The 11828-nt window shown below is 69.3% G+C and carries 11 protein-coding genes and 1 pseudogene; 4 read left to right on the top strand and 8 right to left on the bottom strand.

Annotation, left to right across the window (positions count from 1 at the left end; translation table 11 throughout):
• Positions 1 to 24 precede the first annotated feature (24 nt).
• Positions 25 to 513: an NUDIX domain-containing protein gene (locus A9W96_RS19845; RefSeq protein WP_067142343.1), complete on the top strand. Its 489-nt coding sequence runs from the start codon at positions 25 to 27 to the stop codon at positions 511 to 513.
• Here the strand turns inward: A9W96_RS19845 and regX are convergent.
• From regX to A9W96_RS19815, 6 genes and pseudogenes are all read right to left on the bottom strand, one after another.
• Positions 510 to 1193, bottom strand: coding sequence for a two-component sensory transduction protein RegX (gene regX, locus A9W96_RS19840; RefSeq protein ID WP_007768263.1), 684 nt, complete (start codon positions 1191 to 1193; stop codon positions 510 to 512). The genes A9W96_RS19845 and regX overlap by 4 nt on opposite strands.
• Positions 1194 to 1275: 82 nt before the next feature.
• Complete coding sequence (locus tag A9W96_RS19835) at positions 1276 to 2505, bottom strand: cell wall metabolism sensor histidine kinase WalK (RefSeq protein ID WP_156753065.1); 1230 nt, start codon at positions 2503 to 2505, stop codon at positions 1276 to 1278.
• Between the two features lie 154 nt (positions 2506 to 2659).
• On the bottom strand, positions 2660 to 3409 hold the full coding sequence (locus A9W96_RS19830) for a phosphoglyceromutase (protein WP_066881489.1): 750 nt from the start codon (positions 3407 to 3409) through the stop codon (positions 2660 to 2662).
• A gap of 108 nt (positions 3410 to 3517) precedes the next feature.
• Positions 3518 to 4058 (bottom strand): annotated as a pseudogene (locus tag A9W96_RS19825) (YbjN domain-containing protein); the annotation flags it as partial.
• Positions 4055 to 5329: a D-inositol-3-phosphate glycosyltransferase gene (mshA, locus tag A9W96_RS19820; protein ID WP_067142337.1), complete on the bottom strand. Its 1275-nt coding sequence runs from the start codon at positions 5327 to 5329 to the stop codon at positions 4055 to 4057. The pseudogene A9W96_RS19825 and the gene mshA, both read right to left, overlap by 4 nt.
• A 61-nt stretch (positions 5330 to 5390) precedes the next feature.
• The gene (locus tag A9W96_RS19815) at positions 5391 to 6668 is read right to left on the bottom strand and encodes an ROK family protein (RefSeq protein WP_197498107.1); all 1278 of its coding nucleotides are present in this window, start codon (positions 6666 to 6668) and stop codon (positions 5391 to 5393) included.
• A gap of 236 nt (positions 6669 to 6904) precedes the next feature.
• On the opposite strand from A9W96_RS19815, the gene A9W96_RS19810 reads away from it, so the two are divergent.
• Positions 6905 to 7654: an SDR family oxidoreductase gene (locus A9W96_RS19810; protein WP_066863007.1), complete on the top strand. Its 750-nt coding sequence runs from the start codon at positions 6905 to 6907 to the stop codon at positions 7652 to 7654.
• Here A9W96_RS19810 and A9W96_RS19805 read toward each other — a convergent pair.
• Positions 7638 to 8969 carry an Ig-like domain-containing protein gene (locus tag A9W96_RS19805; RefSeq protein WP_067142334.1) on the bottom strand — a complete coding sequence of 444 codons (1332 nt, stop codon included), beginning with the start codon at positions 8967 to 8969 and terminating at the stop codon, positions 7638 to 7640. The genes A9W96_RS19810 and A9W96_RS19805 overlap by 17 nt on opposite strands.
• A gap of 71 nt (positions 8970 to 9040) precedes the next feature.
• Positions 9041 to 10156, bottom strand: coding sequence for a UDP-N-acetylmuramate dehydrogenase (locus tag A9W96_RS19800; RefSeq protein ID WP_067142331.1), 1116 nt, complete (start codon positions 10154 to 10156; stop codon positions 9041 to 9043).
• Between the two features lie 26 nt (positions 10157 to 10182).
• Here A9W96_RS19800 and A9W96_RS19795 point away from each other — a divergent pair, with 26 nt between their 5' ends.
• Together A9W96_RS19795 and A9W96_RS19790 are read left to right on the top strand one after the other, a co-directional pair.
• Positions 10183 to 10707 carry a DUF2505 domain-containing protein gene (locus A9W96_RS19795; RefSeq protein WP_066881480.1) on the top strand — a complete coding sequence of 175 codons (525 nt, stop codon included), beginning with the start codon at positions 10183 to 10185 and terminating at the stop codon, positions 10705 to 10707.
• A gap of 154 nt (positions 10708 to 10861) precedes the next feature.
• Positions 10862 to 11695 carry a carbon-nitrogen hydrolase family protein gene (locus A9W96_RS19790; protein WP_067142328.1) on the top strand — a complete coding sequence of 278 codons (834 nt, stop codon included), beginning with the start codon at positions 10862 to 10864 and terminating at the stop codon, positions 11693 to 11695.
• Positions 11696 to 11828 lie beyond the last annotated feature (133 nt).

Below are 11828 nucleotides of genomic sequence, written 5' to 3'. Positions count from 1 at the left end.
CCCCTGGTGTGTTAAGAACGGTGGGTGCCGGTCCCCGCTTTCATCGTCGAGCTTCGTCGCCGAATCGGCCACGCGCCCCTGTGGTTGTCGGGCATCACCGCCGTCACGATCCGCGGCCGAAAGGTGTTGCTGGTCAAGCGATCCGACAATGGCGCGTGGACGGCCGTGACCGGGATCGTGGAGCCCGGCGAGAATCCGGCCGACTGCGCGGCTCGGGAAGTGCGCGAAGAAACCGGGGTCAGCGCGCGGGCCACGAGATTGGCGTGGGTGCACGTGACCCGGCCGACCGTGCACGCCAACGGCGACCACGCCCAGTACCTGGATCACGTGTTCCGGATGGAGTGGCTGTCCGGGGAGCCCTTTGCGGCCGACGACGAGAGCACTGCCGCCGCCTGGTTCGACCTCGATGACCTTCCGCCGATGACAGCGGACATGCATCGACGTATCACGTTGAGCGCCAACGACGACGAGCGGACCGTCTTCGACACCGACGGTCCGCCACCGGCGGGCTAACCTTCGAGCTTGTACCCCAGCCCGCGCACCGTCACCAGGTGTACCGGGTTGGCGGGGTCGGCTTCGATCTTGGACCGCAGCCGCTTGACGTGGACGTCGAGCGTCTTGGTGTCACCGACGTAGTCGGCGCCCCACACCCGGTCGATCAACTGCCCGCGGGTCAGCACGCGGCCACTGTTGCGCATCAGATACTCGAGAAGGTCAAACTCCTTGAGCGGCAACGTAATCGTGTCGCCGTTGACCGAGACCACGTGACGTTCGACGTCCATCCGCACCGGGCCGGACTCGAGCACGCCATCGCTGATCTCGGAATCGTCGTCACCGCCGCGGCGCAACACCGCGCGGATGCGCGCGATCAGCTCACGCGCCGAATACGGCTTGGTCACATAGTCATCGGCGCCCAGCTCGAGGCCGACGACCTTGTCGATCTCACTATCGCGGGCGGTCACCATGATCACCGGCACGCTGGACCGCGCGCGCAGCTGCTTACAGACGTCGGTGCCGGACATCCCGGGCAGCATCAGGTCGAGCAGCACGATGTCGGCGCCACCCCGATCGAACTCGGCGAGCGCGGCCGAACCGTCGGTCACCACGGTGGCCTCGAAGCCTTCCTTGCGGAGCAGGAACGCCAGCGGATCGGCCAGCGACTCCTCGTCCTCCACGATCAGCACGCTGGTCATTGGCGCGATTCCTCCTCATCGCTGCGTCCCCCTCGCCGCTGCGCGGCTGGGGGTGCCCCCACTGCATCGTCATACGCGCGGGTCATCGACTTAGTTCTTCCTCTCGTTGTGAGCGGTTGGGCCGCACGTCGCGGCCCTGCGATTGCTCGGATTCACCATCGTCTTGATGAGACACCCTGGCCGCCGGGATCGAAAGAGTGAACGTCGATCCGGTGCCCGGCTTGCTCCACACGCCGATGCTGCCGTTGTGGTTGGCCGCGACGTGCTTGACGATGGCTAGGCCCAGCCCGCTGCCGCCGGTAGCCCGTGAGCGGGCCTTGTCCCCGCGGAAGAACCGCTCGAAAACCCGTTCCTGATCTTCCAGGGCGATCCCGATGCCGCGGTCGGTCACCGCGATCTCGATGTTCTCCCCGCGGCGACGGCGGCTGATCGACACCGGCGAACCTGGCGGCGAATAGGCGATGGCGTTCGACACCAGGTTGGCCAACGCGGTGACCAACAGCGTTTCGTCGCCCAGCACCCGCAAACCGCTGGGCGCGTCCGTGCGAACCTCGATGTCGGCGTTGTCGGCCGCCACCTTGTGCCGCGAAATCGCTTCGCTGACAACCTCGTCGACGTCGACCTCGATGACGTTGGGCAGCCGTTCGGCGCCCTGCAGCCGGGACAGCTCGATCAGCTCGGCGACCATGTCGCCGAGCCGGTTGGCCTCGACGAGCACCTTCTCGGCGAACCGCCGCACCGTCTCGGAGTCGTCCGACGACGCCAGCAGGGCCTCGGCGAGCAGTGCCATGGCGCCCACCGGGGTCTTGAGCTCGTGGCTGACGTTGGCCACGAAGTCGCGCCGGGTGGCCTCCATCCGCGCGTAGTCGGACTGATCGTGGGCGAAGACCACGGCGAACCGGCGGTCTTCTTCGCTGAGCAACCGCGCCTGCCCGTGCACCGAGAGCCCCGACCGGCCACCCGACCGTTTCGCCGGCTGCAGGTCGAATTCGACGTCGACGCCGGTCAGGGCCTGCTGCGCCGCCTCCCAGGCCTGGTCATCGAGTTGACGGTCGCGCACCAGGCCTAGCTCCTTGGCCCGTTCATTGAGGTAGACGACGTCGCGGTGGGCGTCCACCACCGCCGCGCCCAGCGGCATCAGCGCCACGATGCGTTGCAGCATCTGCGCGACGGTGATCCCGGTCCACTCGGTGCCGACCCGCTGGCGGCGCTGCACCGCCCGCGGTGACAGCCGGGTCCCGACCAGCACCCCCGCGGCCAGCGCCAGCGCGGACAAAACCCCGGCCAGCAACAGCGCCGAGAACACAGTCACATAGCAAATCCTACAAATCTTCCTGAACGCTGCCCTAGCGCAACGAGGCCAAAATCGGACAAGTCACACCTTGCGCAACAGGTGTTCCGCTCCCGTTCACGCGATGTTTGGCTAAATCGCCTTTATCTCGCGGATCGGCGCGGGCAGGCCCAGCTCAGCCGTGCCCTTGGTTGGCCACCGCGGCGGCGCCCGCGGCGGCCGCCTCCGGGTCCAGATAGGTGCCGCCGGCAACCACCGGCCGCAGGTCAGCGTCCAGGTCGTAGCGCAGCGGGATGCCGGTCGGGATGTTGAGCCCGGCGATCTCGTCGTCGGACACCCGATCGAGGTGCTTGACCAGGGCCCGCAGCGAGTTGCCGTGCGCCACGATCAGCACCGTCTTGCCGCTGCGCAGATCCGGGACGATGACGTCGGTGAAATAGGGCAGGAAGCGCACGACCACATCGGCCAGGCACTCGGTGAGCGGGCCGCCGCCGATGTCGGCGTAGCGGGGATCGGTGTCCTGGCTGTAGGTGCTGCCCTTCTCGATGGGCGGGGGCGGCGTGTCGTAGCTGCGCCGCCAGGCCATGAACTGCTCGTCGCCGTAGCGGGCCTTCGTCTCGGCCTTGTCCAGCCCCTGCAGTGCCCCGTAATGGCGTTCGTTGAGGCGCCAGGTGCGCCGCACCGGGATCCACAGCCGGTCGGCCGCGTCCAGCGCGAGATGCGCGGTGGAGATGGCCCGGCGCAGCAGCGACGTGTAGAGGACGTCGGGCAACAGGTTGTTCTCGATCAGCAGCTCGCCGCTGCGCACGGCCTCGGTCCGGCCCTTGTCGGTGAGGCCGACGTCGACCCAACCGGTGAACAGGTTCAGCGAATTCCATTCGCTTTCGCCGTGGCGAAGCAGTACCAGCGTGGCGGTGTCACCCATGACGGTCAGTCTCTCACGGCCCTATTCGTCGTCTTCGTGCCCCGATGCTCGCCTCCTCACCATCGCGCTTCGCGCTCTGCATCGTCGTCTTCGTGCCCCGATGCTCGCCTCCTCACCATCGCGCTTCGCGCTCTGCATCGTCGTCTTCGTCGTCGTCGATCAAATGGGCGAACGCCTCGAGATTCTTCAGCGACTCACCGCGCGACACCCGCCACTCCCACTCCTTCTGGATCGACGAGCGAAACCCCAACTCCAGCAACGTATTGAAGTCCGAATCCACCGCTTCGAGCACCTGTCCGAGCACCCGGTCGAGCTCGTCGGCGTCCACCGAAGCCAGCGACATGCGCCCCACCAGATAGATGTCCCCGACATTGTCGAGCGTGTAGGCCACGCCGTAGAGGCGGCGGTTGCGCTTGAGCAGAAAGCGGTAGACGCCTTCGTGGTTCTCGTCGGGCTTGCGGCACACGAAGGCCTCCACCCGCACCGAATGCTCGCCGATGCTGAGGATGGTGTTGGTCTTGAGCTTGCGCTCGCCGGGCAGTTCCACCACCAGACCGGGCAGACCGCCATGCGCCCCAGCGTGTTTCGAGTAGTTCAACCCACTGTCCTGCAGGGCATCCTCGATCACCTGGCTTACCGATGGGCTCATGCGCCCACCCCGCGGCGCTCGGTCGTGTACTCGCGGATCGCGCGGCGGTAGCTGGCCAACAACGCGTCGGTGGTGTGATCCCAGGAAAACGTGGCCGCGTGCTCGGCGGCCGCCCGGCCCATCGCATCGGCGTGCGGCGCAGGCAAACGCAGCAGCCGGCCCAGCGCGTCCGCCCACCGCCCGACGTCGTGGCCGGCCACCAGCGTGCCGGTCACGCCGTCGCGCACCGCCACCGGCAGCCCACCGACCGCGGCTGCGGCCACCGGCGTCCCACAGGCCTGCGCCTCGAGGGCGACCAGACCGAACGACTCTGAATAACTCGGCACCGCAACAAGATTGGCCGCCTGGAACAATGTGGCCAGATTCGGGCGGGACTGCGGGGGCAGGAACGTCACGCGTTCGGTGATGCCGAGTTCGTCGGCCAGCCGGACCAAATTGTCTGGGGAGGCCAGGCCGCTACCCGAGGGGCCGCCGGCCACCACGATGCGCACCCCGGGCAGTTTCGCCGCGGCGCGCAACACGATGTCGGGCGCCTTCAGCGGCTGGATCCGGCCGACGAACGCCACGACGTCTTCGTCGAGCGGCAGCCCCAGCGCGGTCCGGGCGGCCCGGCGATCGCCCGGGCGGAACACGTCGAGGTCCACCCCGGGATGGACGACGTCGATCCTGGCCGGGTCGGCGTGGTGAATCGAGATCAGTTGCCTGGCTTCGTCATCGGTGTTGACGATCAATCGGTCCGCCTCGTCGACGACCTGTTGCTCGCCGACCGTGCGCAGCGGCGGTTCGGGCGAATCCCCCTCGGCCAGCGCCGCGTTCTTGACCGCGGCCAGCGTGTGCGCGGTGTGCACCAGCGGCACCGCCCAGCGGTCGCGGGCCAGCCAACCGACCTGACCGGACAGCCAGTAGTGCGAATGCACGATGTCGTAATAGCCCGGCTCGTGCGACGCCTCGGCGCGCAACACCCCGGCCGCGAACGCGCACAGCTGGGTGGGCAGGTCGTATTTGTCCAGGCCCTCGAAGGGGCCCGCCACCACGTTGCGCACCAGCACGCCGGGCGCCACCCGCGCGACCGGCGGGTCGGCCGAGGCGGTCGCCCGCGTGAAGATCTCCACCTCGATGCCTCGCCGCGCCAGGTGCAACGCGGTTTGCAGCACGTAGACGTTCATCCCGCCGGCGTCGCCGGTGCCGGGCTGGGCCAGTGGTGAGGTGTGGACCGCCAACACTGCGACCCGGCGCGGTTCGTTCAGCCGGAAAACGTCATCGTGGCGCACCCTGTCATCTTTACAGGATGGTTCGCCGGCCAGCCCAAGCGCGCTGGACACACCCGTCGTGTCAGGCGGACGACTCGTCGCGAGTCACGTCGTGCAGCCGGGCATCGAGCGCCCCGGCGCGCCGCATCGCCCCCAGCGGGTCGGCGTAGAGCCCCGACAGCGAGACGGTCCCCGCGCCGGCCTCCTGCACCCGGTTGCCGAAGGCGGTGAGTCGGATGTCGCGGGGTCCGAGCACGGAGCGTTCCAGGAACGCCGCCTCGACCTGCTCCATTGCCTCCGGGTACTCGGTGAAGGCCTGGCCGCCGACCACCAGTTCGTCGGGGTTGAGCATGTCGCGCAGCAACGCCACCGCCTCGCCGAGCACGCGGCCCCGCTCGGCGAGCAGGTCCTTGGCCTGCTGGTTGCCGGCTCGGGCCACCCGCAACAGATCCGAGATGCCGGCGGCGGAGCCGCTGGCGCGGTTGGTCGGGGCGAACGGCAGGATGCGCTGCTGGCGGGCGATGGCCACCACGGCCTCGTCGCTGACGGTGGACTCCAGCTGGCCGGTGCCGCCGAGCAATTCGGACTGCGCCGGCAAGGTCGCGATGGTGCCCGGTCCGCTGGCCGGCACGTGCACCCGCCCGCCGATCACCAGCGCGTAGCCAACGGTCTCGCGGGCGTAGACGTACAGGCTGGTGGGCGAGCTCGGCAGGAAGCGCCGCATGCCCAGGAGCAGCTCGGCACCGGCCATCGCGTCGACGTGCGAGGCCACCGATACCGGCAGGCCCAGGGCGTCGGCGAGCACCTGCCCCACCGGCGCCTGCCGCCAGCCCAGCCGCGGGTGGTCCACCTGGCCGGTGGCGCCGTCGACGGTGCCACCGATGGCGACCCCCACCCACAGCGGCCGGCGGCGATGCCAGCGCCGCAGGTAGCGGCGGGCGCTGTCGGCTAGCGTCGCCAGCGCGGGCCCGGCCGGGTTACGCGGGGTCGGGGTTTCGACGGTGTCGAGCGTGCGGCCGAACAGGTCGGTGGCCACGATGCTGGTGGTCCGGGCACCGATGTGGATGCCCAGCGTCACGAAGGGTTCGTGGTTGACCTCCACCGGCACACGCGGGCGGCCGATGGCGCCGGAGACGGCGAGGTCGGCGCGTTCCCGGAGCAGGCCGGCTTCCAGGAGCGCGATGACCTGACGGTTGACCGTGGCGATGCTCAGCGAGGTGACGCCGGCGATGACGTCGCGGCCGACGGGGCCGCGCAGCCGGACGGCCCGGAAGACGGAGGCCGCCGCCGAGTCGGGGATGTTCAGCGCCGGCGGCACGATCTGCCGGCGCACCGAGCGGTGGCCCTTTTGGCCCGGCAGGTGCCCGACGGCACGGCTGGGCGAATGATGGGTATGGGTGAGGGTATTCGTGCGCACGAGCGTCCTTATTTGTCCGAATTTTGCTGGCCGTCTTGGCCACACCTGGCTGGGTCAGGAGCGGCAAAGTGCGCAGCAACAACACGCACCCGCCGCGCAAAGACACGCGGTGGTCGTGGTGTTGGACAGGGCGCTAAGGAGCACACGCAAAATCTAGCACGTTCATTAAGGTTGTTTCGATGGTTAAAACTGGCAGGAATGAACGAGTCGCAGTAATCACCGGGGCCAGCTCGGGGATCGGTGCAGCAACCGCCCGAATCCTGGCTGCGCAGGGCTTTCATGTCGTCGCGGTGGCGCGTCGATCCGACCGGATTCAGGCCCTGGCCAGTGAAATCGGCGGTACCGCGATTGTGGCCGATGTCACAGACGAGGCGGCGGTTGAAACATTGGCGAGCAAAGTGGACCGGGTCGACGTTCTGGTCAACAACGCCGGCGGCGCCCGGGGCCTGGCGCCGGTCGCCGACGCCGACCTCGAGCACTGGCGATGGATGTGGGAGACCAACGTCATCGGCACGCTGCGGGTCACCCGCGCGCTGTTGCCCAAGCTGATCGACTCCGGCGACGGGCTGATCATCACCGTCACTTCCGTTGCGGCACTTGAGGTTTACGACGGCGGCGCCGGCTACACTGCGGCCAAACACGGCCAGGGAGCGCTGCACCGCACGCTGCGCGGCGAGCTATTGGGCAAGCCGGTGCGGCTGACCGAGATCGCGCCCGGCGCGGTCGAGACGGAATTCTCGTTGGTGCGCTTCGACGGCGACCAACAACGCGCGGAGGCCGTCTACACCGGCATCACCCCGCTGGTGGCCGAGGATGTGGCCGAGGTGATCGGATTCGTCGCCTCGCGGCCGTCGCACGTCGATCTGGACCTGATCGTGATGAAGCCGCGCGATCAGGCGACGACCTCCCGTTTTAACCGCCAGGGGTAGCGGTGCCGGCCGGTGACGTCGACGTGGTCGGAGTGCCGGACAGGGTCGGCGCGTTGGACGGCGTGACCGGCGCGGTGACCGGGATCTGGGTTGACGGCGGGCGCGCGGTCGGCGGCGGCAGCGCCGACATGGCCACCCAGGTGTCCCAGTCCACGGCCCAGTCCCAGATGTCGCCGTCGGAGTAGGACAGCTGGATCGTGCTGCCGGTGACTTCGACCGGGTCGCCATACATCGCCGACTGGAAGTATTGCTCGGCGTCACCCGTCGAAAGGTTGATGCAGCCGTTGGTGACGTTGGTGTTGCCCTGCGCGCCGGCGCTGGCCGGGTTGGCGTGGATGAACTCGCCATTGTTGGAAATCCGGACCGCCCAGCGCTCGTGCACGTGGCTATAGCCGGCCGCCGGGTTGGACATGTAGAAGTCGGCGTACTTCTCGCTGACCACGTGGATGCCGTTGCGGGTGACGTTGCGCGCCTTGTCGGCTTCGCCGTAGCTGCACGGGAAGTCCATGATGACGCCCTCGTCGCGGATCACCTGGATACGGTGCGAGGAAACCTCGGCCTTGACCACCTGCCGCCGGCCGATCTGGATGTTCAGCGAGATGTCCTCGGCGCCGTAGGCGCTGTCGCCGAACGGCAGACCGTACAGCTTGGCCTCGACGTTGACCGTGGTGCCCGCGGGGTAGTACTCGCGGGTCCGCCAGTGCGCGCGCGCACCGGCGGCCTCGTCGGGCAGCCAGGCCCAGCTGCCCTCGACGGGCGGGTTCGTGGTGACGGTGAGCGCCTTTTCGACGGCGGCCTTATCGGTGATCGGCGCGTCGAACTGGATGATGATCGGCGCCGCGACGCCCACGGTCTGGCCGTCGGCGAGCTGGAAGGCGCCCCCGATCTTCTTGGTGGGAGACACCGTGGTGAACTTGCCGGCCACCGGGATCGCCTTGCCGTCGTGCCCGACGGCCGAGCCGCTCCACGTGTACGTCTGGTCGTAGCCGAGCGGCTCGGAGGTCGTGTAGACGGTGCGGTCTTGATTGAAGGCGCCCGCGACGGCCTTGCCCGACGAATTGGACAACGCGACGTGCTGGAACCAGCCGTCGCTCACCTCGACGCTGACCGGTGCGATCGGCACCACGTTCTCGGTCGCGTTGGCGGGCTGATACTTGAGCTGCGGTGCCGGCTGTTCCTTCTTCTCGGCCCGTTTGGCCGTCGTGCCGCCGCAGGCGGCCAACACGCTGGGGGCGAACACACCCAGTCCCAGGGTCGCCAAAGCCGCACGCCGGTTGAACGGCCGCGGGGCGCTGGACGGGGTCACGAAAATCAAAGATACCGGGGAAAATCGGCCAGCCCGGCCACGACAAAACGGGCCCGGGCACGCGTCGGCCAAATTTGCGGCTACAGCCTGCAGCCGAGCAAGACGGGCTCGGGGACCAATGTGATGCCAAACACAGCCTGGACGCCGTCGCGGATCGTTCTAGCCAGCTCTATCACGTCCTGTGAGCTGGCGCCGCCGCGGTTGGTCAGCGCCAGCGCGTGCTTGGTGGATAGCCGGCAGGGCTTTTCGAGGCCGTCCGGGCCCGGATCCGGGTAGCCCTTGCCGAATCCGGCCCGCTCCACCAGCCAGCCGGCGGCCAGCTTGACGCCGTCGGGCGCGGGGTAGTTCGGCACCGGCCCGTCGACGGCGGCGGCCAACCGCTCGTAGGCGTCCGGGGCGATCACCGGGTTGGTGAAGAAGGAGCCCACGCTCCAGGTGTCGTGGTCGGCCGCGTCGAGCACCATGCCCTTGCGTGCCCGCAGCGACAGCACCGCGTCGCGGACGGCCCGCGGGTCGGCGCGCTCGCCGCCGGCCACGTTCAACTCGGCGGCCAGCTCGCCGTAGCGCAGCGGCGCGCTGCGCCCGGACGCGTCCAGCGCGAACTCCACTTCCAGTACGACGGAAGGCATTTCGAGTCCACTGCCGGCGCGTTTGAACACACTGGTGCGGTAGCCGAAGCCCAGCTCGTCACCCGGCACCCAACGCACCTGCCCGCTCGCGCGATCGAGCACCCGGACGCGGGTGATGGTGTCGGAGACCTCGGCGCCGTAGGCCCCGACGTTCTGAACCGGGGTGGCCCCGGCCGAGCCGGGGATGCCGGACAGGCATTCCAGCCCGCCGAGGCCGTGCTCGATCGCGGTGAGCACGACGTCGTCCCACACCGCGCCCGCCTGCGCACGGACCAGGTTGCCCTCGACGGTGATGCCGTCATTGGCCAGCCGCACCGCGGTCAGGTCGGTCAGGCCGTCGGAGATCACCAGGTTGGAGCCGCCGGCGAAGACCAGCACCGGGTCGCGTTGCCCGCCAGCGGTTTCGGCGTCCAGCTGCCGCAACGTGGCGACCACCTGCTCGCTGGTGGTGCAGGTGATCAGGCGGCGCGCGGTCGGTCCGACCCGCAGGGTGGTCAGTGGCGCCAGTGGCACCGCGTCGGCCACCGCCGCGCCGGCGGACTCCGCACCGGCACCGCTGGATTTCATGGCCCGTAACGGTAGCCTGACCTGCTATGCCGCGTTCATTCGACTTGTCGGCCGATTACGACGGCAGTGTTGACGAGGTTCATCGCGCCTTCACCGACGAGGAGTACTGGCGGGCCAGGCTGGCCGGGTCCGGTGTCGACCTCGCCACGCTGGAGTCGATGCGGGTCGGCGGGGAGTCCGGGGACGAGGACACCGTCGAGGTCGTCACGCTGCAGGTGATCCGCAGCGACAAGCTGCCGGGCATGGTCACCCAGTTGCACAGCGGTGACCTGCGCATCCGGCGCGAGGAGACGTGGGGGCCGGTCACCGGCGGGGCGGCGACGGGGTCGGTGGTGGGATCGATCGTGGATGCGCCGGTGAACCTCGCCGGCACCGCCGTCCTGGAGCCCATCGAAGAGACCGGCGGTGCCCGGCTGACGTTCCGCGCCACCGTCCAGGTGCGCGTGCCGATCATCGGCGGCAAGTTGGAGAACATCATCGGCACCCGGCTGGCCGAACTGGTCGCCGCCGAGCAGCGCTTCACCACGGAGTGGATCGCCAAAACGGCCTGAGCCTTCGGTCCCGACCACGCCTAAGTTGCATTGCCCAGCTCCTCCGCCCGCCGCCGTAGCGGCGCGCGTCGTCGCCGGGCCCAAGCTGCATTGCCCAGCTCCTCCGCCCGCCGCCGTAGCGGCGCGCATCGTCGCCGGGCCTAAGCTGGCGCTCATGCGAATCGCCTTGGCGCAGATCCTCAGCGGCACCGACCCGGCAGCAAACCTGCAGCTGGTGGACGAATACAGCCGCCGGGCCGCCGACGCGGGCGCGAAGCTGGTGGTGTTCCCCGAGGCGACCATGTGCCGGTTCGGAGTGCCGCTGGGGCCGGTCGCCGAGCCGGTCGACGGGCCCTGGGCCGACGGGGTGCGGCGCATCGCGGCCGACACCGGCATCGCCGTCGTCGCCGGCATGTTCACCCCGTCCGGCGATGGGCGGGTGAAGAACACGCTCCTCGCGGCCGGCGCCGACGACCCCGGCCGGCCGGACACCCACTACGACAAGATCCACCTCTACGACGCCTTCGGTTTCACCGAATCGCGCACGGTCGCGCCGGGACACGACCCGGTGGTGATCACGGTCGACGGCATCCACGTCGGGCTGACCGTCTGCTACGACATTCGGTTTCCGGCGCTGTACACCGAACTGGCCCGCCGCGGCGCCCAGGTGATCGCCGTCGGCGCGTCCTGGGGCGCGGGTCCCGGCAAACTCGACCAATGGACGCTGCTGGCCCGCGCCCGCGCGCTCGATTCGATGAGCTACGTCGCGGCGGCCGGCCAGGCCGATCCCGGTGACGCCCACGGATCCGGTTCGGGGGCACCGACCGGCGTCGGCGGCAGCCTGGTGGTCTCCCCCTTCGGTGACGTCGTCGCCTCGGCCGGCTCACAACCGCAGCTGGTGGTGGCCGACATCGACGTCGACCGGGTCGCCGAGGCCCGCAAGAGCATCGCGGTCCTGCACAACCGCTCGGACTTTGCTCAGGTTGATAGGGCAGAATCGGTCGGGTGACGAACCCACAAGGACCACCGAACCCGGACCCGTCGAAGTGGGCCCGTCCCTCCAACCAGGGGCCCTTCGGCCAGCCCCCCACCGAGCGGCCAACCGAACGGATCAGCACCGGCGGCCCGGGGCACGTGCCCCC

This window comes from Mycobacterium sp. 1245852.3 (assembly GCF_001669335.1).
In the GTDB taxonomy this organism is placed as follows: domain Bacteria; phylum Actinomycetota; class Actinomycetes; order Mycobacteriales; family Mycobacteriaceae; genus Mycobacterium; species Mycobacterium europaeum_A.
The sequence above is the reverse complement of the archived record's forward strand: the minus strand, read 5'-3'. Positions and strand labels throughout refer to the sequence as shown.

What these genes read in the sequence shown, in the direction of transcription:
- regX (WP_007768263.1), bottom strand. Translation starts at nt 1,193, where the DNA reads ATGACCAGCGTGCTGATCGTGGAGGACGAGGAGTCGCTGGCCGATCCG.
- A9W96_RS19830 (WP_066881489.1), bottom strand. Translation starts at nt 3,409, where the DNA reads ATGGGTGACACCGCCACGCTGGTACTGCTTCGCCACGGCGAAAGCGAA.
- A9W96_RS19810 (WP_066863007.1), top strand. Translation starts at nt 6,905, where the DNA reads ATGGTTAAAACTGGCAGGAATGAACGAGTCGCAGTAATCACCGGGGCC.
- A9W96_RS19800 (WP_067142331.1), bottom strand. Translation starts at nt 10,156, where the DNA reads ATGAAATCCAGCGGTGCCGGTGCGGAGTCCGCCGGCGCGGCGGTGGCC.
- A9W96_RS19795 (WP_066881480.1), top strand. Translation starts at nt 10,183, where the DNA reads ATGCCGCGTTCATTCGACTTGTCGGCCGATTACGACGGCAGTGTTGAC.
- A9W96_RS19790 (WP_067142328.1), top strand. Translation starts at nt 10,862, where the DNA reads ATGCGAATCGCCTTGGCGCAGATCCTCAGCGGCACCGACCCGGCAGCA.